The organism is Xanthomonas sp. F4 (assembly GCF_011761895.1).
This window is the reverse complement of the sequence record NZ_JAASQX010000001.1, coordinates 152,155-171,505: the sequence shown is the minus strand read 5'-3', so window position 1 is coordinate 171,505 and position 19,351 is coordinate 152,155. Positions and strand designations below refer to the sequence as shown.

Sequence of the window (19,351 nt, the reverse complement as noted above, 5' to 3'; positions counted from 1 at the left end):
CACGCCCTGCGCCGTCCACGCTCTCTCACAAGGTCATCGCCATGGATATCCGCCCCATCCTGTCCACCTTACGCCGGCACAAGACCGCCGCCGCGCTGATCGTGCTGGAGATCGCCCTGGCCTGCGCGATCGTGTGCAACGCGCTGTTCCTGATCGGCAACCGCATCGAGACCCTGCACCGGCCCAGCGGCATCGCCGAGTCGGAACTGGTGACGATCTCGCTGGGCGGCATCGGCCAGCAGGTCAACGCCGCCGCCCGCACCCGCGAGGACCTGGCCGCACTGCGCGCCGTGCCCGGCGTGCGCAACGCCACGCTGCTCAACCAGGTGCCGTTCGTGCACTATTCCTGGAATACCGGCCTGTCGCTGACCCCGGACCAGGAACGGTCCACCCTCAATGCGGCGCAGTACATGGCCGAGGAAGGCACGCTGAAGACGCTGGGCCTGAAGCTGGTGGCCGGACGCGATTTCGCGCCCGACGAGTACATGGATATGGACGCCGCCCAGACCGACAAGCAGATCCGGGAGAAAGGCACCGCCGTCATCCTCAACCGCGCCACCGCGGAAAAGATGTTCCCGGGCCAGAACGCGCTGGGCAAGACGGTGTACACCGGCCCGGTGGGCGCGCGCGTCGTCGGCATCGTCGACACGCTGGCGCGCCCCACCGCCGCCAGCGGCCTGGCCGAGATCGACTACGCGATGCTGCTGCCGTTACGCCTGAAGTACACCGACGGGCTGTACGTGCTGCGGGTCACCGACCCGGCGCGGCGCCAGGAAGTGCTGAACGCGGCGACCGCGGCCTTGATGAAGGTCGACAGCAGCCGCCTGGTGCTCAAGCAGCAGACCTACAGAGAGATCCGCGACGACTACTTCCAGGGCGACCGCGCGATGGTGTGGCTGCTCGGCGCGGTGTGCGTGGCGTTGCTGGTGGTCACCGCACTGGGCATCGTCGGCCTGGCCAGCTTCTGGGTGCAGCAGCGCACCAAGCAGATCGGCATCCGCCGCGCGCTCGGCGCCACTCGCGGACAGATCCTGCGCTATTTCCAGACCGAGAACTTCCTGCTGGCCAGCACCGGCATCGTGCTCGGCATGCTGCTGGCCTACGCCATCAACCAGTGGCTGATGGGCAAGTACGAACTGCCGCGGCTGCCGCTGGCCTACCTGCCGATCGGTGCGGTGGCGCTGTGGCTGCTCGGCCAGCTGGCGGTATTCGCGCCGGCGCGCCGCGCCGCCGACGTGCCGCCGGCCGTCGCCACCCGCAGCACCTGACCCATCCCCTTGGCCGGCTCCGGCCGGCCTTTTTTCTTCAGGATCCCCGATGGTCGGCTACTACTGCAAACTGGCGCTGCACAGCTTCGGCCGCAATCGCCTGCTCACCGCCCTGATGGTGCTGGCGATCGCGGTCGGCATCGGCGCGTCGATGACCACGCTGACCGTGTTCCATGTGCTGGCGGCCGATCCCATTCCCGGCAAGAGCGCGCAGCTGTTCAACGTCGAATTCAACGTCGAGCCGGACGACCATTACGATCCGAACGACACCGACCCGCAGCAACTGACCCGCCGCGATGCCGAGGCGCTGCTGCGCGACAGGCGCGGCGATCGCCAGGCGCTGATGTCGGCCGGCAGCGTGACCGTGGTGCCGACGCAGCCGCAGCTGACGCCGTTCGGCGCCGAAGCGCGCTACACCAGCGCCGACTTCTTCCCGATGTTCGCCGTGCCGATGCGCTACGGGCATGCCTGGACCGCGGACGACGACGCCCGGCGCGCGCGCGTGGCGGTGATTTCGCGGCGGCTCAATACCCAGCTGTTCGGCGACGTGGACAGCATCGGCCGCCAGCTGCAGCTCGGCGATGCGGTGCTGCGCGTGGTCGGGGTGATCGACGCCTGGGACATGAACCCGCGCTTCTACGACCTCACCAACAACGAATACGGCGACAGCGAGGACGTGTTCGTGCCGTTCTCCACCGCGCGCGACCTGGACCTGGACGTCAGCGGTTCGATGTCCTGCTGGGGCGACAGCGGTGGCGACAAGACCAGCGAGAGCGCGTCCTGCGCCTGGATCCAGTACTGGGTGGAGCTGGATAGCCCCAACAAGCGCGCCGCCTACCTGGACGCGCTGCAGGCCTATGCGCAGCAGCAGCGCGACGCCGGCCGCTTCCGCCATCCGCCGGACATCCGCCTCAGCGACGTGATGACCTGGCTGGACCGCAACCACGCCGTCCCCTCCGACGTGCGCCTGCAGGTGTGGCTGGCGTTGGCGTTCCTGGGCATCTGCCTGCTCAATACCGCCGGGCTGATGCTGGCCAAGTTCCTGCGCCACAGCGGCGAGATCGGCGTGCGCCGCGCGCTGGGCGCCTCGCGCCGCGCGATCTTCGCCCAGCACCTGGTCGAAGTGGCGGCGATCGGCGTGGTCGGCGGCAGCGGCGGCCTGCTGCTGGCGTGGATCGGCACCTGGCTGGTGCGGCAGCAGCCGTCCACTTACGCCGCGCTGGCGCACATGGATGGCCGCATGCTGCTGCTCGCGCTGGCGTTGAGCCTGGGCAGCAGCCTGCTCGCCGGGCTGCTGCCGGCCTGGCAGGCGATGCGCGTGCCCACCGCCCTGCAACTCAAGTCGCAATGACGCGCCGCACGCGCCCCTCTCCGCCAGGAACTCCCGCCGTGTCCCTCCATCCCATCCTCTCCAGTCTGCGCAAGCACCGCGTCGCCGCCGGCCTGATCGTGCTGGAGATCGCCTTCAGTTGCGCCGTGGTCTGCAATGCGCTGTTCCTGATCGATCAACGGCTCGAACGCATGCACCGGCCCAGCGGCGTCGCCGAGCGGGAACTGGTGCAACTGCGAAGCCGCAGCGTGGTCAGCGACGGCAACGGCGCCGCGCAGACACGGGCCGACCTGGACGCGCTGCGCCGCATCCCCGGCGTGCGCGACGCCAGCATCATCAACCAGGCACTGTTCGGCGATTCGCTCGGCTACAGCGGCGTGTCGCTGCGCCCGGACCAGGAACGCAGCACCCTGCATGCGGTGCAGTACTTCGGCGACGCACGGCTGCTCGACACCCTGGGGCTGCATCTGGTCGCAGGGCGCCGCTTCGGGGAAGACGAGTTCATCGACTACGCGCAACTGCGCGATCCGGTCGCCAAGCGCATCCCGCCCTCGGTCATCCTCAGCCAGTCGCTGGCGCAACGCCTGTTCTCCGGCCAGAACGCGGTGGGCCGCACCATCTACGTCTACGGCGAACACCGCGTCGTCGGCGTGGTGCAGCGCCTGGTGCAGCCCCGCGAAGGCGGGACCACCGGCCAGTACGAAGACACGATGCTGTTCCCGGTGAACGTTCCCTACGATCACGGCACCTACCTGCTGCGCGTAAGCGACCCGGCGCAGCGCGAGGCGATATTGCGGCAAGCCAAGGCGACGCTGTCGCAACACGGTCCACGGCGCATGGTGAACGGCGCCAAGACCTTGCAGCAGGCGCGCGCGGCCTACTACCGCGACGACCAGGCGATGGCCTGGCTGCTGGTCGGCGTGAGCGTGGCGCTGCTGCTGATCACCGCGCTGGGCATCGTCGGCCTGACCAGCTTCTGGGTGCAGCAACGCACCAAGCAGATCGGCATCCGCCGCGCGCTCGGCGCCACCTGCACGCAGATCCTGCGGCATTTCCAACTGGAGAACTTCCTGCTCGCCAGCACCGGCATCGTGCTGGGCATGTTGCTGGCCTACGCCGCCAACCTGTACCTGATGAGCGCCTACGAGTTGCCGCGGCTGCCGCTGTGGTACCTGCCGGTCGGCGCGCTGGTGCTGTGGCTGCTCGGCCAGCTCGCGGTGCTGCCGCCCGCGCGCCGCGCCGCCGCGGTGCCGCCGGCGGTGGCCACGCGCAGTGTCTGACCCGACGCGGCCACCACCCAAGGAAGGAGCTGTCGCATGTTGAACTATTATCTGCCGCTGGCCTGGCGCAGCCTGCGGCGTACGCCGGTCGCCACCGCGTTGATGGTGCTGGCGATCGGCCTGGGCATCGGCGCGAGCATGACCATGCTGACGGTGCTGCATGTGATGTCGCGCGATCCGCTGCCGGGCAGAAGCGCTGCGCTCTACACCCCGCATCTTGACCCGTTGCCGGCCAGTTACCCCGATAGCCAGGAGTGGAGCGATCCGGCTGACAACCTCACCTGGCCCGACGCCATGGCGCTGCTGCGCGCCGCCCCGGCCACGCCACAGGCGGCGATGACCGGCGGGCAAGCGTTGCTGTGGCCACCGCGCGGGGCCCAAGCGCCGCTCGACCTGAGCGGGCGCTACGCCAGCGCCGGGTTCTTCGCCCTGTTCGGCATCCCCTTGCAGCGCGGACGCGGCTGGAGCGCGCAGGACGACCAGAACCATGCCCGCGTCATCGTGCTGAGCCGCACCCTGGCCGATACCCTGTTCGGCGCGCGCGACCCGGTCGGCCAGCGGGTGGCGCTCGGGGAAAAGCGCATCGGCTTCGAGGTGATCGGCGTGGCCGGCCCATGGAATCCGCAACCGCTGTTCTATGGCGATCCGGGCAGCAAGGGCAGCTTCGGCCAGCAGGACGATTTCTTCCTGCCGCTGTCAACCGCGATGGAACTGGCGCTGGACGTCAACGGCAACATCAGTAGCTGGGACAAGGTCAGCGGCGACGACGCGGCGCGATTAAAAGATCCTTCGACCAGCTGGCTGCAATTCTGGGTGCGGCTGGACACGCCGCAGCAGGTCGCCGACTACCAGCGCCTGCTCTACGACTATGCCGCGACACAACACGCCAGCGGACGCTTCCAGCGCCCGCCGGAGCGGGCACGACTGTATGCGTTGATGGACTGGCTGCGCCACCTGCGGATGGTGCCCGACGATGTGCGCCTGCAGACGCTGCTGGCACTGGGCTTCCTCTGGATCTGTCTGGTCAACGTGATCGCCTTGCTGCTGGCGAAATTCCTGCGTCGCGGCGGCGAGATCGGCGTGCGGCGCGCGCTCGGCGCCCGCCGGAGCCATGTGTTCCTGCAGTTCGGCAGCGAAGCCGCACTGATCGGGCTGCTCGGTGGCAGCTTGGGCATCGCGATCGCCGAGCTGGGCCTGTGGAGCGTGCGCCAGCGCCCGGACGACTACGCCAGGCTGGCGCGGATGGACCTGCAGATGCTGCTCGCCACCGTGGCGCTGGCGGTGATCGCCGCGCTGCTGGCGGGCCTGCTGCCCGCATGGCGGGCGAGCCGGATCAACCCCGCCCTGCAGATCAAGGACCTGACATGAATCTGCCGATCCGCCCCATCCTCTCCAGCCTGCAACATCACCGCCTCACCGCCACGCTGCTGGCGCTGCAGGTCGCGCTGACCTGCGCCTTCGTCGCCAACGCCGTGTTCCTGATCGGTGGGCGCATCGAACGGTTGCGGGTCCCCAGCGGCTTGCCGGAGCAAGAACTCGCGCTGATCTCGGTCCGCGGCGTCCAGAGCGATGGCAATGCGTTGGCCCAGCAACAATCCGATCTGCGGGCGTTGCGCAGCATCCCCGGTGTCACCGCAGCCGCCGCGATCGGCTTCAGCCTGCCGCTGTCCGGCGGCGCCAACGACTATGGCGGTTGCCCCGACCGGCAGACGCTGGACCGCGCGATGGCGCAGCATTCGATGGACAATACAGGGTGCATCCAGGCCACGTATTACGCCGGCTCGCAAGGTTTCGTGCAGGCCATGGGCGCGCACCTGATCGCCGGCCGCGACTTCCGTGCCGACGAATATTCCACCGCCTCGCCAAGCGCGGTGATCGTCACCCGCACGCTGGCGCAGCAACTGTGGCCAGGTCAACCTGCGGTCGGCAAAACGCTGTATGGCGCAGTCCAGGGCGCCATCGTCGTCGGCGTCGTCGACGATCTGCTGCGCACGACGCTGCGTGGCGCAACGGTCGACCACCTTGCCGCACTGTCGCCGCAGCTTCCCGCGGGCAACCACGTGCAATACCTGTTGCGCAGCGCGCCGCAGGACCGCGAACGGGTCCTGGCCGCAGCGGCCGGCGCGCTAGCAAAGGCAGGGCCGCTGCGGCTGATTCCGCGCGAAGGGCGCCGCAGCTACTCCCAGCTGCGGCAGCGCTATTTCCAGCGCGATGCCACCATGATCGGGTTGCTGCTCGCAGCGACCACGGGCCTGTTGTTCGTGACCGCCCTGGGCATCGGCGGCCTGGCCAGCTTCTGGGTGCAGCAACGCACGCGCCAGATCGGCATCCGCCGTGCCATCGGCGCCAGCCGTCGCGACATCCTGTGGCATTTTCGGACCGAAAACCTGCTGATCGTGAGCGTCGGCAGCGCCGTGGGCATGGTGCTGGCATTGCTGCTCAATCACGCGCTTTTGCAGCGCTACGATCTGCCACGCTTGCCGCTGGTCTACCTGCCGGCCGTCGCTGCAGCGCTCTTGCTGCTCGGCCAGCTGGCGATACTGGCGCCCGCGCGCCGCGCCGCCGCGGTTCCGCCGGCAGTGGCCACGCGCAGTGTCTGAGCCAGCGATGCGCGGACACACGACAAGCCGGACGCAGGCTGCGATGATGCGGCCTGATCCGTTTTCCTCCACCGGCGCGCCGACCCGCGCCCAAGGTGCACGATGCCCTGCCTGCTGATCATCGACGACAACCCCGCGGTCGCCACTGCGCTGGAAGTGCTGTTCTCCCTGCACGACATCGACACGGTGTATGCCGACAGCCCGCAGGCTGGCCTGCAGCGCCTGGCCGAGAGCGACATCGACCTGGTGCTGCAGGACATGAACTTCACCGCCGACACCACCTCCGGCGAGGAAGGCGTGGCCCTGTTCGAGGCGATCCGCACGCGCCATCCGGACCTGCCGGTGATCCTGCTGACCGCCTGGACCCAGCTCAGCAGCGCGGTGGAACTGGTCAAGGCCGGCGCCGCCGACTACCTGGCCAAACCCTGGGACGACCGCAAGCTGCTGACCACAGTCAACAACCTGCTGGAACTGTCCGAGACGCGCCGCGAACTGGAGCGCCGCCGCGACGGCGAGCGCCGCCATCGCCAGCAACTGGCGCAGCGCTACGACCTGTGCGGCGCGGTGTTCGCCGACCCCGCCAGCGAGCGCGCCATCGCCCTGGCCTGCCAGGTCGCGCGTTCGGAACTGCCGGTACTGATCACCGGCCCCAACGGCAGCGGCAAGGAGAAGATCGCGCAGATCATCCAGGCCAATTCCTCGGTGCGACGCGGCCCGTTCGTGGCGCTGAACTGCGGCGCGATCCCGGCCGAACTGATCGAGGCCGAACTGTTCGGCGCCGAGGCCGGCGCCTACACCGGCGCCAACAAGGTGCGCGAGGGCAAGTTCGAGGCCGCCGACGGCGGCACCCTGTTCCTGGACGAGATCGGCAACCTGTCGCTGGCCGGGCAGATGAAGCTGCTGCGGGTGCTGGAGACCGGGCGTTTCGAGCGGCTCGGTTCCAACCGCGAGCGGCAGGTCAAGGTGCGGGTGATCAGCGCCACCAACGCCGACCTGACCGCGATGATCCGCGAGGGCAGCTTCCGCGAGGACCTGTACTACCGGCTCAACGCGGTGGAACTGTCGCTGCCGGCGCTGGCCGAGCGCCCCGGCGACATCGTGCCGTTGGCCGAGCACTTCCTCTCCGGCGACAAGCCGCTGTCGTCCGGCGCCTGCCAGGCACTGCAGCGCCACGCCTGGCCCGGCAACGTGCGCGAACTGCGCAACGTGGTGCAGCGCGCCGAACTGCTGGCCAGCGGCGCGCAGATCGAGGTCGCCGACCTCAACCTGCCGAAGCCGGCAGCGCCGCGCATGATCGCCGCCGCCGAACCCGACCGCGAGCGCATCGTGGCCGAACTCGGCCGCGCGCACGGCGTCATCGCCCAGGCCGCCGCCGAACTGGGCATGAGCCGGCAGGCGCTGTACCGGCGCATGGACCGCTACGGCATCCCGCGCGAATGAAACTGCGCCGCTCCTTCACAGCCATGCTGTTCCTGCGCCTGCTGCCGGTGCTGGCGCTGGCGGCGGCCCTGCCGTGGCTGCTGGCCTATTGGATGGACCGCGGCTGGGAAGTGGTGACGGCCTCGACGCTGGCCCTGCTGCTGCTGATGTGGTGGACCCTGCGCCGCGCCACCGCGCCGATGCGCTCGGTGTTCCGCGCCCTGGCCGGCACCGTCAGCAGCTATCGCGACGGCGAGTACAACTTCGGCGTGCACTGGCGCGGCGACGACGAACTGGGCGAGATGGTCGCCGCGCACGCGCAACTGGGCGAGATCCTGCGCGAGCAACGCCAGGGTCTGGCTCAGCGCGAGCTGATGCTCGACACCATGGTGCAGAACACCCCGGTGGCGATGCTGCTCACCTCCAAGGGCGGCGACGGCCTGCGCCGCGTGGTGTTCTCCAACCTGGCCGCGCGCAAGCTGCTGCACAGCGGCTGGAAGCTGGAAGGCCAGCGCCTGGACGACCTGTTGCTCGGCGTGCCGGCCCCGCTACGTGAGGCGATCTCGCGCGGCGGCGACAGCCTGTTTGCGATCGAGGGCGGCGACGAGGATCCGGACGAGGAGCAGATCTACCACCTGTCGCAGCGCCGCTTCCATCTCAACGGCCGCCCGCACGAACTGCTGCTGATCCGCCTGCTCACCGCCGAGCTGCGCCGCCAGGAAGTGCATACGTGGAAGAAGGTGATCCGGGTCATCAGCCATGAGCTCAACAACTCGCTGGCGCCGATCGCCTCGCTGGCGCACTCCGGCGCCGAGCTGGTGCGGCGGCAGAAGGTGGAGCGGCTGGAAGAGGTGTTCGGCACCATCGAGGAACGCGCGCGGCACCTGGAAGGCTTCATCCGCGGCTACGCGCGCTTCGCCAAGCTGCCACAGCCGCAACTGCAGACGGTGCACTGGGCGCAGTTCCTGGCCGGGCTGCAGCAGCAGATTCCGTTCGCGCTGGACCTGGAGTCGCCGGACCTGCACAGTCGGGTCGATCCGGCGCAACTGCAGCAGGCGCTGCTCAACCTGGTCAAGAACGCGCACGAATCCCTGCCCGAGGGACAGACGCCGGCCGACGGCGTGCGCGTGCGCGTGTCCACCCGCCCGGACTGGCTACGCCTGGAAGTGCTGGACCGCGGCAGCGGCATGAACGAGGCGGTGCTGCACAACGCGCTGATGCCGTTCTATTCGACCAAGCGCAACGGCACCGGCCTGGGCCTGGCCCTGACCCGCGAGATCGTCGAAGCCCACGGTGGCCGCCTGTCCCTGCACAACCGCGACGAAGGCGGGCTGTGCGTGACGGTGCAGTTGCCGCAGGGGGAACGGGGCTGATTGTTTTTGGAGCCGGGATTGGGGATTCGGGATTGGGGATTCGTAACCCGGCTCCCGAGAAACATGGCAGCCGCTGCAATCTGAGAGACGGCGACTTGCCGCACCCCGCTCAGCGCAACGGCAATGGACAACGCATCGCCACCCGCAGGTGCATGGGGAAGCCGAGTGCGGCTTCCTGTTGCCAGGTCGCGCGTAGCTGCGGCCCCCACTGCGTAGGCGGCAACTCGACGAAGCCTTCGCTGGCGTAGAACGGCGCATTCCACGGCACGTCGCGCAAGGTGGTCAGCAGCATGCATGGGAAGCCGGCCGCCACCGCAGCTGCGCGCGCATGCCGTAGCAGCGCACGGCCATGGCCACGACGCCCGTAGCGCGGATCCACATCCATCTGTTGCACATGGAAGCCGTCGTCCAGGCATCCGCCGAGCAGATAGCCCGTGCAATCGCCATCGTCGTCCAGCGCCACCCACAGCTGCTCGCGCGCCAGTCCTGCACGCAGGGCGTCCATCTCCAACGCATGCGCCGCGAACACGGCCTGCGCCGCATGGCCCTGCAGCAGGGCGCCGGCGCGCCGCTCGATTTCCGGCAACCACGCCAGCTCGTGCTCGCGCGCCAGGCGGATGTGCGTGGCCATGCCTCAGTCGCGCTTGCCCGGGCGTTTCCAGTCCTCGACGGTTTCCTGGCGTACCCTTGCCACGCTCAGCTTGCCGGCCGGCGCACTGCGGGTGATCACCGAGCCGGCGCCGATGGTGGCGCCCTCACCGATCTCCACCGGCGCCACCAGCGCGCTGTTGGAGCCGACGAACACGCCATCGCCGATCACCGTTTGCGACTTGTTGACGCCGTCGTAGTTGCAGGTGATCACGCCGGCGCCGACGTTGACGCCGCTGCCGATGGTGGCATCGCCCAGGTAGGTCAGGTGATTGGCCTTGCTGCCGACACCGAGCACTGTCTTCTTGGTCTCGACGAAATTGCCGATGTGCACGCCGTCGGCCAGCACTGTGCCCGGGCGCAACCGCGCGAACGGACCGATCTGCACCGCGCCCTCGGCCACCACGCCATCCAGGTCGCAATGCGCGCGCACCTCGGTGCCCGGCCCCAGCACCACGTCCTTCAGCCGCACGAACGGGCCGATGCTGACGCCATCGCCCAGTTCCACCTCCCCTTCCAGGATCACGTTGGCGTCGATGCACACATCGTGGCCGACACGTACGCGGCCGCGCTGATCCAGGCGATGCGGGTCGATCAGTTGCACGCCCTGTTCGCACAGCGCACGCGCCGCACGCAGCTGCCAGGCGCGTTCCAGTTGCGCCAGCTGCCACGGATCATTGGCGCCCTCGGCCTCGATCGGATCGGCCACCAACACTATTTCCGCCGGAGTGAACTCGGCGGAGGCGGCGGCGAACACGTCGGTCAGGTAGTACTCGCGCTGCGCGTTATCGTTGCGTAGCTGCGCCAGCCAGCGTCTCAGCGCGGTGGACTCGGCGGTGACGATGCCGGTGTTGATGGTGCGGATGCGCCGCTGCTCGTCGTCGGCATCCTTCTGCTCGACGATCGCCGCGACCTTGCCGGCGGCGTCGCGCACGATGCGGCCGTAGCCGGTGGGATCCTCCGGTTCGGCCACCAGCACCGCGACGCGGCCGGGCGCATGCAGCAGGCGGATCAGGGTTTCGACGCGGATCAGCGGCACGTCGCCGTACAGCACCAGCACCGTGGCCGCGTCGGGCACGGCCACCATCGCCTGCTGCACCGCATGGCCGGTGCCCAGCTGTTGCGCCTGCTCGGCCCACAGCAGGTCCGGCTGGTCGGCGAAGGCCGCCAGCACCGCCTCGCCGCCATGGCCATGGACGATGTGGATCGCATCCGGCTGCAATTGGCGCGCGGTCTCGATCACATGCGCCAGCATCGGCCGGCCGGCGATCGGCTGCAGCACCTTGGGCTTGATCGACTTCATCCGCTTGCCCGCGCCGGCGGCGAGAATCACGACGTGTAGGGGCAGAGTCATGGTGCGTTTCCGTTGCGAGTGGATTGCAATTCTAGTAGCTGCAGTGGCAAGTAGCGTCATCACATCGCGAGCTGCACGTGGACCCAGCAAGCGCTAGCATGCGCGATCGTCTCCTCCTGCGGATGTTCATGGGTCTCCTGCGCCAGGGCAGCCAGTTCCTGCTGATCGGCCTGCTGCAATTGCTGATCGACTGGAGCGTGTTCGTCGCCGCCACCGCGGCCGGCATGCCGACGGTGCCGGGCAACGTGCTGGGCCGCGTCTGCGGCGCCCTGCTCGGGTTCTGGCTCAACGGCCGCATCACCTTCGCCAGCGACGACGCCGCACGCCTGGGCTGGCGCCGCTTCGGCCGCTTCATGGCCATGTGGCTGGTGCTTACCGTGCTCAGCACCTGGCTGGTGGCGCTGTGCGCCCACGCGCTGGGCCTGCGCCTGGCCTGGCTGGCCAAGCCGCTGGTCGAAGGCATGCTGGCGGTCGTGTCGTTCTTCCTCGGCCGGCAGCTGGTCTACCGCTAGCGCTGGCAGCACGGCGGGCATACAGACGGCACGCCGCTGCGCGCAATCGGCATCGATGGCTGTCGGGGCTGAAGCCCCTCCCACAAGAGCCAGCGGATGCCGGGAGCGTCCCTGTGGGGGCGACTTCAGGGAACCTCGAATAACCACGCAGTCCCTTTGTAGGAGCGGCTTCAGCCGCGACAAGCTCTACCGGAAACGCAGGTCGCGGCTGAAGCCGCTCCTACGAGGATAAAGATGTGTCCGGCTGCGCCGCGGCAACGAGTGTTATTAGAGAGACCCTTCAGTCGCGACGATCGAAGCCCGAACGACGGGCCCGCATCAGGGGCGCTGATCGCCAGAACAACTTCGCCTCCCTCCAACGCAGACCATCCGTCGCCGGCCCACTACCGAGGACTCAGTGGCAGAAATCGCCCAGGCTGCGCACCAGCGCGGTGCGGTGCAGCTGGTCCAACTGCCAGCGCAGCGCATAGGCCTCGGCCGCGCGCGCGGTCGTGGCCGGGCAATCCGGCGCCTGGCGCACCGCAGCGCTGGCCTGCAGCGCATCCAGCATCTCGCCCTGCAGCTGATCCAGGCGCGCGCGCAGCGCGGTCAGGTCCGGGCGCGGGCTGTTGGGCGCGCGGCCCCGCAGGTGCCAGCGCGACAGCAGTTCGTACTGCACCAGCTTGTTGGATTCGATCTGCATGCCGAAGAAACGCGCCGCATCGTCCGGATCCAGGCCGTGGGCCGGCGCCTGATCGCGCACGCTCGCCAGCACCGCGGCCTCGCGCGTGGCGTCCAGCACCGGCTTGCCGCTGTCCCACTTGCTCAACGCGACCTGGTCACCGATCGCATTGCGCTCGACGATGCGATCCAGCAGCGGCTCCAGCGGGGTGGCGCTGCGCGCGGGCAACGCGCATCCCATCAACAGGGCGCCGGCCAGCACGGCGGTCAACGCGTGCACGCAGGGACGAGGAACAGAAGCGGACAGGGGCATCTCGATTCTCCGGTAACCGTCTGCGGGTGGGGGATGGACCGCAGATCGGGCGGTCATCTTGCCGTAGTCCGCGGACCGAACGATGACCGCACTCGAGTCTTGTCGCATGACATCGCGGCCGAGTCAGCGACCAGCAAGCCAGCGCCGTGCGCTGCGTCGCATTCCGCATCGATGCCGCGACGACGATCCAGGCGCACGCGCGCGGACGCACCACGTAAGCGCGGAGCACCCATCTCCAGATACGACAACGCCGGCAAACGCCGGCGTCGTCGTCGCGCATGCGGCCGCTGGCCGCGTGGCACGGAACTCAGTGCTTGAGGTTCTTGCGCAGGCGCTCCAGCGCCTGCAGCTGCGCGGTGACCTCGGCCAGCTTGGCCTGCGCCTCGGCCACGTCCATGCCTTCGCCGCGGTTGGCAAGCAGGCGCTCGGCTTCTTCCTTGGCCTTGCGCACCGACGCCTCGTCGATGTCCTGCGCGCGGATCGCGGTGTCGGCCAGGATCGTCACCACCTGCGGCTGCACCTCGAGGATGCCGCCGGAAATGGCGAAGTCCAGCTGCTCGCCGCTCGGGGTGGTCACCACCACCTTGCCGGGCTTGAGCCGGGTGATCAGCGGCGCGTGCTTGGGCGCGATGCCCAGCTCGCCCAGTTCGCCGGTCGCGACCACCAGGGTGGCGTCGCCGTGGTAGATCTCATGCTCGGCGCTGACGATGTCGCAACGGATGGTGCTCATGGTGCCTCACTGGGTGAGGCGGGATTCGGGATTCGGGAATCGGGAATGGTGAGAAGCAGATTGCCACTGACCACTTGCGCGATGCCTCGGATGCCGCGTGTCCCGCCTTGACGATTCTCTATTCCCGATTCCCCATTCCCGGATGCCGGCCGCATGCGGCCGGCGTCCAGATCAGGCCTTCTCGGCCATCTTCTTGGCCTTCTCGACCGCTTCCTCGATGCCGCCGACCATGTAGAAGGCCTGCTCCGGCAGGTGGTCGTACTCGCCGTCGACGATGGCCTTGAAGCCGCGGATGGTGTCCTTCAGCGACACGTACTTGCCCGGCGAGCCGGTGAACACTTCGGCCACGTGGAACGGCTGGCTGAAGAAGCGTTCGATCTTGCGCGCGCGCGACACGGCCTGCTTGTCCTCTTCGGACAGTTCATCCATGCCCAGGATCGCGATGATGTCCTTCAGTTCCTTGTACTTCTGCAAGGTGGACTGCACGCGGCGGGCGGTGTCGTAGTGTTCGTGGCCGATCACGTTCGGGTCCAGCTGGCGGCTGGTCGAATCGAGCGGATCCACCGCCGGGTAGATGCCCAGCGAGGCGATGTTACGCGACAGCACGACGGTGGCGTCGAGGTGGGCGAAGGTGGTCGCCGGCGACGGGTCGGTCAGGTCGTCCGCGGGCACGTACACGGCCTGGATCGAGGTGATCGAGCCGGACTTGGTCGAGGTGATGCGCTCCTGCAGCACGCCCATTTCCTCGGCCAGGGTCGGCTGATAGCCCACCGCCGACGGCATGCGGCCCAGCAGCGCCGACACTTCGGTACCGGCCAGGGTGTAGCGGTAGATGTTGTCGACGAACAGCAGCACATCCTTGCCCTTGCCCGACGCGTCCTTCTCGTCGCGGAAGTACTCGGCCATGGTCAGGCCGGTCAGCGCGACGCGCAGGCGGTTGCCCGGCGGCTCGTTCATCTGGCCGTACACCATCGCCACCTTGTCCAGGACGTTGGAGTCCTTCATCTCGTGGTAGAAGTCGTTGCCCTCGCGGGTACGCTCGCCCACGCCGGCGAACACGGACAGACCCGAGTGCGCCTTGGCGATGTTGTTGATCAGTTCCATCATGTTGACGGTCTTGCCGACGCCGGCGCCGCCGAACAGGCCGACCTTGCCGCCCTTGGCAAACGGGCACATCAGGTCGATGACCTTGATGCCGGTTTCCAGCAGCTCGGTGGCCGAAGACTGGTCTTCATAGGTCGGCGCCGCGCGGTGGATTTCCCAGTGATCGCTGGCCTGCACGTCGCCGGCCTCGTCGATCGGACGGCCCAGCACGTCCATGATGCGGCCCAGCGTACCGGCACCGACCGGCACCGAGATCGCGCGGCCGGTGTTGGTGGCGATCAGGTTGCGCTTGAGGCCGTCGGTGGAACCGAGGGCGATGGTGCGCACGATGCCGTCGCCCAGCTGCTGCTGCACTTCCAGCGTGATGGCGGTGCCTTCGACCTTCAGTGCGTCGTAAATCTTCGGCACATCGGCACGCGCGAATTCGACGTCGACGACCGCGCCGATGATCTGAACGATCTTGCCCTGACTCATTTGGATAACTCCACTAATGTCTGTTCGAAACTGGTGTCGGGAATGGGGAACGGGGAATCGGGAATGGGAAGATCAAGCGCTGCTGCTTCGACCATTCCCGTTTCTCCATTCCCCATTCCCGGCTACACAGCGGCTGCGCCGCCGACGATTTCGGAAATTTCCTGGGTGATCGCAGCCTGACGCGCCTTGTTGTAGACCAACTGCAAGGTGCTGATCAGCTTGCTGGCGTTGTCGCTGGCCGCCTTCATCGCGACCATGCGCGCCGCATGCTCGGACGCCACGTTCTCCAGCACCGCCTGGTACACCAGCGACTCGATGTAGCGCGTCATCACGTGCTCGAGCACGGTCGCGGCATCGGGTTCGTACAGGTAGTCCCAGTCGTGGTGCGCGACCTGGCTCTCGGCCGCCGGCAGCGGCAGCAGCTGGTCGAAGCTGGCCTTCTGCGTCATCGTGTTGACGAAGCGGTTGTAGACCAGATACACGCGATCCAGCTTGCCTTCGGTGAACGCATCCAGCATCACCTTGATCACGCCGATCAGCTGCTCCACGCGCGGCAGGTCGCCCAGGTGGCTGACGCTGCCGACCATGTCCACCTTGAGCCGGCGGAAGAACACCGAGGCCTTCTGGCCGATGGTGACCACGTCCACGCCCGCGCCCTGGTCCTGCCACTGGCGCACTTCGCCCAGCATCTTGCGGAACAGGTTGTTGTTCAGGCCGCCGGCCAGGCCGCGATCGGAGGAGATCACGATGTAGCCGACGCGCTTGACCGACTCGCGCTGCACCAGGAACGGATGCGTGTAGTCGGTGCTGGCCTGCGCCAGATGCCCGATCACCTGCTTCATCGCCTGCGCGTAGGGACGCGAGGTCTTCATCCGATCCTGCGCCTTGCGGATCTTGGAGGCCGAGACCATCTCGAGCGCGCGCGTCACCTTGCGGGTGTTCTGCACGCTCTTGATCTTGGATTTGATTTCGCGTCCGCCTGCCATGCTCTCGCTCGCTTTGCTCGCTTTGTGGGAATGGGGAATAGAGAATCGGGAATGGGCAAGCCCGGATCCCGCTCCTACGATTCCCTATTCACTATTCCCCATTCCCTGCAACTGATTTACCAGCTACCGGTGGTCTTGAACTCGCCGATGCCCTTCTTGAACGCGGCCTCGATGTCGCCGTTCCAGTCGCCGGTGTCGTTGACCTTGGCGATCAGCTCGCCCTGGGTGTTGGCGAAGTGGGCGTGCAGGCCCTCTTCGAACGCCAGCAGCTTGTTGACCGGCACGTCGTCGAGGTAGCCCTCGTTGACGGCGTAGATCGACAGCGCCTGGTTGGCGATGGACATCGGCAGGTACTGCTTCTGCTTCATCAGCTCGGTGACGCGCTGGCCGCGCTCGAGCTGCTTGCGGGTGGCTTCGTCCAGATCCGAGGCGAACTGCGCGAACGCCGCCAGCTCGCGGTACTGCGCCAGCGAGATGCGGATGCCGCCGGAGAGCTTCTTGATGATCTTGGTCTGCGCGGCGCCGCCGACGCGCGACACCGAGATACCGGCGTTCACCGCCGGGCGGATGCCCGCGTTGAACAGGTCGGTTTCCAGGAAGATCTGGCCGTCGGTGATCGAGATCACGTTGGTCGGCACGAACGCGGACACGTCGCCGGCCTGGGTCTCGATGATCGGCAGCGCGGTCAGCGAACCGGTCTTGCCCTTGACCTCACCCTTGGTGAACTGCTCCACATAGTCCTCGGACACGCGCGCGGCGCGCTCCAGCAGGCGGCTGTGCAGGTAGAACACGTCGCCCGGGTAGGCTTCGCGGCCCGGCGGGCGCTTCAGCAGCAGCGAGATCTGGCGGTAGGCCACGGCCTGCTTGGACAGATCGTCGTACACGATCAGCGCGTCTTCGCCACGGTCCATGAAGTACTCGCCCATGGTGCAGCCGGCGTAGGCGCTGATGTACTGCATCGCCGCCGATTCGGAGGCGGTCGCGGCGACCACGATGGTGTGCGCCAGCGCGCCGTTCTCTTCCAGCTTGCGCACGATGTTGGCGACGGTCGAGGCCTTCTGCCCGATCGCCACGTACACGCACTTGATGCCGGTGTTCTTCTGGTTGATCACCGCGTCGATGGCCAGCGCGGTCTTGCCGGTCTGGCGGTCGCCGATGACCAGCTCGCGCTGGCCGCGGCCGATCGGGATCATCGCGTCGACCGACTTGTAGCCGGTCTGCACCGGCTGGTCGACCGACTTGCGCCAGATCACGCCCGGCGCCACGCGCTCCACCGGCGCGGTCTGGCTGGTGCCCAGCGGGCCCTTGCCGTCGATCGGCTCGCCCAGCGCGTTGACCACGCGGCCCAGCAGTTCCTTGCCGACCGGCACTTCCAGGATGCGGCCGGTGGTCTTGGCCACATCGCCTTCGCGCAGGCTCTCGTAGTCGCCGAGCACCACGGCGCCGACCGAGTCGCGCTCCAGGTTCAGCGCCAGGGCGTAGGTGTCGTTCGGCAGTTCGATCATTTCGCCCTGCATCACGTCGGCCAGGCCGAAGATGCGCACGATGCCGTCGGACACGCTGGTGACCGTACCTTCGTTGCGCGACTCCGCGGCCAGCTTGACCTGCTCGATGCGGTTCTTGATCAGTTCGCTGATTTCGGAGGGGTTGAGCGTGGTTGCCATCTTGGTTTCCTTCGGATCGTCCATCGCGCAGCGGCGGATGGCGACGTGTGGTTAGCTTCTTTGAGAATCGGGAATGGGGAATCGGGAATCGGGGGTGGCGTCGCCGCCGGGCCGGGTTCTCTCCTCTCTATTCGCCATTCCCGTTTCTTAGTGGGCCAGTGCGGATTGCAGACGCGACAGCTTGCCTTTCAACGAACCGTCGATGACCACGTCGCCGGCGTCGATCACCGCGCCGCCGATCAGCGAAGCGTCCACCGCCGTGGTGATTTCGACCTCGCGGCCGAAGCGCTGCTTCAGCGCCACCTTCAGCGAGGCCACCTCGGCATCGCTCAGCGCCGTCGCGGAGGTCACGTTGGCCTGCACCACGCGCTCGGCCTCGGCCCGCAGCTGGTCGTACAGCCCGGCGATCTCCGGCAGCAGCGGCAGCCGCTGGCCTTCGGCCAGCAGGCTCAGGAAGCGCTGGTACTGCTCGTCGGCGGCTTCCGGCGCCAGCAGCGACACCGCCTGCTCCCGCTGCAGCAGCGGGTTGTGCAGCAACGCGGCCACGCGCGGGTCGGCCGCGACCTGGGCGGAGAACGCCAGCGCCTGCGACCAGGGCGCGAGCTTGCCGGCGTCGCTGGCCGCGGCGAACGCGGCACGGGCGTAGGGACGCGCCAGTGTGAGGGCCTGGCTCATCTCAGATCTCCGCCGCCAGCTCGTCGAGCAGCGCCTTGTGGGCGTTGGCGTCGATTTCGCGCTTGAGCAGCTTCTCGGCACCGCTCACCGCCAGCAGCGACACCTGGCGACGCAGGTCCTCGCGCGCACGGTTGGCCGCGGCGTCGATCTCGGCCTGGGCCAGTTCCTTCTGCCGGTTGGCTTCGACGATCGCCTCGTGCTTGGCCGCCTCGACGATCTGATTGGCGCGCGCATGGGCCTGATCGATGATCTCGTTGGCCTTGATGCGGGCGTCCTTCAACGCTTCGTTGACCTTTTCCTGCGCCTGCGCCAGATCCTTCTGACTGCGATCGGCGGCGGCCAGGCCTTCGGCGATCTTCTGTTGGCGCTCTTCGATGGCCTGCATCAGCGGCGGCCAGATCTTGGTCGCGACGATCCAGATCAGACCGGCGAACGCCAGCGCCTGGGCAAAGAGGGTGAGACCGATATTCATGGGGTACGCTCAGCCAATGGTGACGGGGTGGACGCGCCGCCAGCACGGCAGCGCGTCCGAACCTTCATCCGTAGCGGCGGCCGCCGGTGGCGACCGCACGCCGGTACGACGGGATCAACCGCCCTGCGGCAGACGCGCGACGAACTCGCCGATCATCGGGTTGGCGAACGCGAACAGCAGGCCGACCGCGACGCTGATGATGAACGCGGCGTCGATCAGGCCGGCGGTGATGAACATGCGGACCTGCAGCACCGGGATCAGTTCCGGCTGGCGCGCGGCCGATTCCAGGAACTTGCCGGCCATGATGGCCAGACCGAGGCCGGCGCCCAGCGCGGCCAGGCCGATCATGATGCCGACGGCGAGGACGGTGGAGCTCTGGACTTGGGCGAGGTTGGTCAGGACGGCGAAGTACATGGTTTTCTCCAGGAACAAAGTTGCTTGAGGATGGTGAATCGAACGAAGGGTTGCTTAGAACGCGTGAAACAGAAA

At 67.9% G+C, this 19,351-nt stretch carries 18 protein-coding genes; 8 read left to right on the top strand and 10 right to left on the bottom strand.

Annotation, left to right across the window (positions count from 1 at the left end):
* The first annotated feature begins 41 nt into the window (after positions 1-41).
* From FHR66_RS00820 to FHR66_RS00790, 7 genes are all read left to right on the top strand, one after another.
* Entirely contained in the window at positions 42-1,268 is a 1,227-nt protein-coding gene (locus tag FHR66_RS00820; RefSeq protein ID WP_160969234.1) for an ABC transporter permease, read from the top strand.
* Positions 1,269-1,317: 49 nt separating this feature from the next.
* Positions 1,318-2,619 (top strand): ABC transporter permease, encoded by a 1,302-nt coding sequence (locus FHR66_RS00815; protein WP_160969236.1) that lies wholly within the window; start codon positions 1,318-1,320, stop codon positions 2,617-2,619.
* A gap of 38 nt (positions 2,620-2,657) precedes the next feature.
* Positions 2,658-3,878 (top strand): FtsX-like permease family protein, encoded by a 1,221-nt coding sequence (locus FHR66_RS00810; RefSeq protein ID WP_160969238.1) that lies wholly within the window; start codon positions 2,658-2,660, stop codon positions 3,876-3,878.
* Positions 3,879-3,914: 36 nt separating this feature from the next.
* Entirely contained in the window at positions 3,915-5,246 is a 1,332-nt protein-coding gene (locus FHR66_RS00805; protein ID WP_160969240.1) for an ABC transporter permease, read from the top strand.
* The gene (locus FHR66_RS00800; RefSeq protein ID WP_167087643.1) at positions 5,243-6,478 is read left to right on the top strand and encodes an FtsX-like permease family protein; all 1,236 of its coding nucleotides are present in this window, start codon (positions 5,243-5,245) and stop codon (positions 6,476-6,478) included. Before FHR66_RS00805 ends, FHR66_RS00800 begins: the two co-directional genes overlap by 4 nt.
* 102 nt (positions 6,479-6,580) lie before the next feature.
* The gene (locus FHR66_RS00795) at positions 6,581-7,918 is read left to right on the top strand and encodes a sigma-54-dependent transcriptional regulator (protein WP_160969242.1); all 1,338 of its coding nucleotides are present in this window, start codon (positions 6,581-6,583) and stop codon (positions 7,916-7,918) included.
* Positions 7,915-9,270 (top strand): sensor histidine kinase, encoded by a 1,356-nt coding sequence (locus FHR66_RS00790; protein ID WP_160969244.1) that lies wholly within the window; start codon positions 7,915-7,917, stop codon positions 9,268-9,270. Before FHR66_RS00795 ends, FHR66_RS00790 begins: the two co-directional genes overlap by 4 nt.
* Positions 9,271-9,379: 109 nt before the next feature.
* Here the strand turns inward: FHR66_RS00790 and FHR66_RS00785 are convergent, their stop codons facing one another.
* A complete protein-coding gene (locus tag FHR66_RS00785; protein WP_160969246.1) occupies positions 9,380-9,901 on the bottom strand; it encodes a GNAT family N-acetyltransferase in 522 nt (173 codons plus the stop codon).
* A gap of 3 nt (positions 9,902-9,904) precedes the next feature.
* The gene (gene glmU / locus FHR66_RS00780; RefSeq protein WP_160969248.1) at positions 9,905-11,272 is read right to left on the bottom strand and encodes a bifunctional UDP-N-acetylglucosamine diphosphorylase/glucosamine-1-phosphate N-acetyltransferase GlmU; all 1,368 of its coding nucleotides are present in this window, start codon (positions 11,270-11,272) and stop codon (positions 9,905-9,907) included.
* A gap of 128 nt (positions 11,273-11,400) precedes the next feature.
* Here glmU and FHR66_RS00775 point away from each other — a divergent pair, with 128 nt between their 5' ends.
* Entirely contained in the window at positions 11,401-11,784 is a 384-nt protein-coding gene (locus FHR66_RS00775) for a GtrA family protein (RefSeq protein ID WP_160969295.1), read from the top strand.
* A gap of 394 nt (positions 11,785-12,178) precedes the next feature.
* Here FHR66_RS00775 and FHR66_RS00770 read toward each other — a convergent pair whose 3' ends face one another.
* The 8 genes from FHR66_RS00770 to atpE all read right to left on the bottom strand — a co-directional run bounded on the left by FHR66_RS00770 (position 12,179) and on the right by atpE (position 19,276).
* Positions 12,179-12,757: a chorismate mutase gene (locus tag FHR66_RS00770; RefSeq protein WP_160969250.1), complete on the bottom strand. Its 579-nt coding sequence runs from the start codon at positions 12,755-12,757 to the stop codon at positions 12,179-12,181.
* 307 nt (positions 12,758-13,064) lie between these two features.
* Complete coding sequence (locus tag FHR66_RS00765; RefSeq protein ID WP_019796279.1) at positions 13,065-13,487, bottom strand: F0F1 ATP synthase subunit epsilon; 423 nt, start codon at positions 13,485-13,487, stop codon at positions 13,065-13,067.
* A 171-nt stretch (positions 13,488-13,658) separates the two neighbouring features.
* On the bottom strand, positions 13,659-15,065 hold the full coding sequence (atpD, locus tag FHR66_RS00760; RefSeq protein ID WP_160969252.1) for a F0F1 ATP synthase subunit beta: 1,407 nt from the start codon (positions 15,063-15,065) through the stop codon (positions 13,659-13,661).
* 122 nt (positions 15,066-15,187) lie between these two features.
* Complete coding sequence (gene atpG, locus FHR66_RS00755; RefSeq protein ID WP_048492349.1) at positions 15,188-16,051, bottom strand: F0F1 ATP synthase subunit gamma; 864 nt, start codon at positions 16,049-16,051, stop codon at positions 15,188-15,190.
* 116 nt (positions 16,052-16,167) lie between these two features.
* Positions 16,168-17,715 (bottom strand): F0F1 ATP synthase subunit alpha, encoded by a 1,548-nt coding sequence (gene atpA, locus FHR66_RS00750; protein WP_160969254.1) that lies wholly within the window; start codon positions 17,713-17,715, stop codon positions 16,168-16,170.
* A gap of 147 nt (positions 17,716-17,862) precedes the next feature.
* Complete coding sequence (locus tag FHR66_RS00745; RefSeq protein ID WP_017910292.1) at positions 17,863-18,390, bottom strand: F0F1 ATP synthase subunit delta; 528 nt, start codon at positions 18,388-18,390, stop codon at positions 17,863-17,865.
* Between the two features lies 1 nt (position 18,391).
* Positions 18,392-18,862 carry a F0F1 ATP synthase subunit B gene (locus FHR66_RS00740; protein ID WP_017910291.1) on the bottom strand — a complete coding sequence of 157 codons (471 nt, stop codon included), beginning with the start codon at positions 18,860-18,862 and terminating at the stop codon, positions 18,392-18,394.
* A gap of 114 nt (positions 18,863-18,976) precedes the next feature.
* Positions 18,977-19,276 (bottom strand): F0F1 ATP synthase subunit C, encoded by a 300-nt coding sequence (gene atpE, locus FHR66_RS00735; protein WP_010340497.1) that lies wholly within the window; start codon positions 19,274-19,276, stop codon positions 18,977-18,979.
* Between the last annotated feature and the right edge of the window lie 75 nt (positions 19,277-19,351).

Excerpts from the sequence above, each read along its gene's own strand:
- FHR66_RS00820 (WP_160969234.1), top strand. The coding sequence starts at position 42 with ATGGATATCCGCCCCATCCTGTCCACCTTACGCCGGCACAAGACCGCC.
- FHR66_RS00815 (WP_160969236.1), top strand. The coding sequence starts at position 1,318 with ATGGTCGGCTACTACTGCAAACTGGCGCTGCACAGCTTCGGCCGCAAT.
- FHR66_RS00805 (WP_160969240.1), top strand. The coding sequence starts at position 3,915 with ATGTTGAACTATTATCTGCCGCTGGCCTGGCGCAGCCTGCGGCGTACG.
- FHR66_RS00800 (WP_167087643.1), top strand. The coding sequence starts at position 5,243 with ATGAATCTGCCGATCCGCCCCATCCTCTCCAGCCTGCAACATCACCGC.
- FHR66_RS00795 (WP_160969242.1), top strand. The coding sequence starts at position 6,581 with ATGCCCTGCCTGCTGATCATCGACGACAACCCCGCGGTCGCCACTGCG.
- FHR66_RS00790 (WP_160969244.1), top strand. The coding sequence starts at position 7,915 with ATGAAACTGCGCCGCTCCTTCACAGCCATGCTGTTCCTGCGCCTGCTG.
- FHR66_RS00785 (WP_160969246.1), bottom strand. The coding sequence starts at position 9,901 with ATGGCCACGCACATCCGCCTGGCGCGCGAGCACGAGCTGGCGTGGTTG.
- glmU (WP_160969248.1), bottom strand. The coding sequence starts at position 11,272 with ATGACTCTGCCCCTACACGTCGTGATTCTCGCCGCCGGCGCGGGCAAG.
- FHR66_RS00775 (WP_160969295.1), top strand. The coding sequence starts at position 11,401 with ATGGGTCTCCTGCGCCAGGGCAGCCAGTTCCTGCTGATCGGCCTGCTG.
- FHR66_RS00770 (WP_160969250.1), bottom strand. The coding sequence starts at position 12,757 with ATGCCCCTGTCCGCTTCTGTTCCTCGTCCCTGCGTGCACGCGTTGACC.
- FHR66_RS00765 (WP_019796279.1), bottom strand. The coding sequence starts at position 13,487 with ATGAGCACCATCCGTTGCGACATCGTCAGCGCCGAGCATGAGATCTAC.
- atpD (WP_160969252.1), bottom strand. The coding sequence starts at position 15,065 with ATGAGTCAGGGCAAGATCGTTCAGATCATCGGCGCGGTCGTCGACGTC.
- atpG (WP_048492349.1), bottom strand. The coding sequence starts at position 16,051 with ATGGCAGGCGGACGCGAAATCAAATCCAAGATCAAGAGCGTGCAGAAC.
- atpA (WP_160969254.1), bottom strand. The coding sequence starts at position 17,715 with ATGGCAACCACGCTCAACCCCTCCGAAATCAGCGAACTGATCAAGAAC.
- FHR66_RS00745 (WP_017910292.1), bottom strand. The coding sequence starts at position 18,390 with ATGAGCCAGGCCCTCACACTGGCGCGTCCCTACGCCCGTGCCGCGTTC.
- FHR66_RS00740 (WP_017910291.1), bottom strand. The coding sequence starts at position 18,862 with ATGAATATCGGTCTCACCCTCTTTGCCCAGGCGCTGGCGTTCGCCGGT.
- atpE (WP_010340497.1), bottom strand. The coding sequence starts at position 19,276 with ATGTACTTCGCCGTCCTGACCAACCTCGCCCAAGTCCAGAGCTCCACC.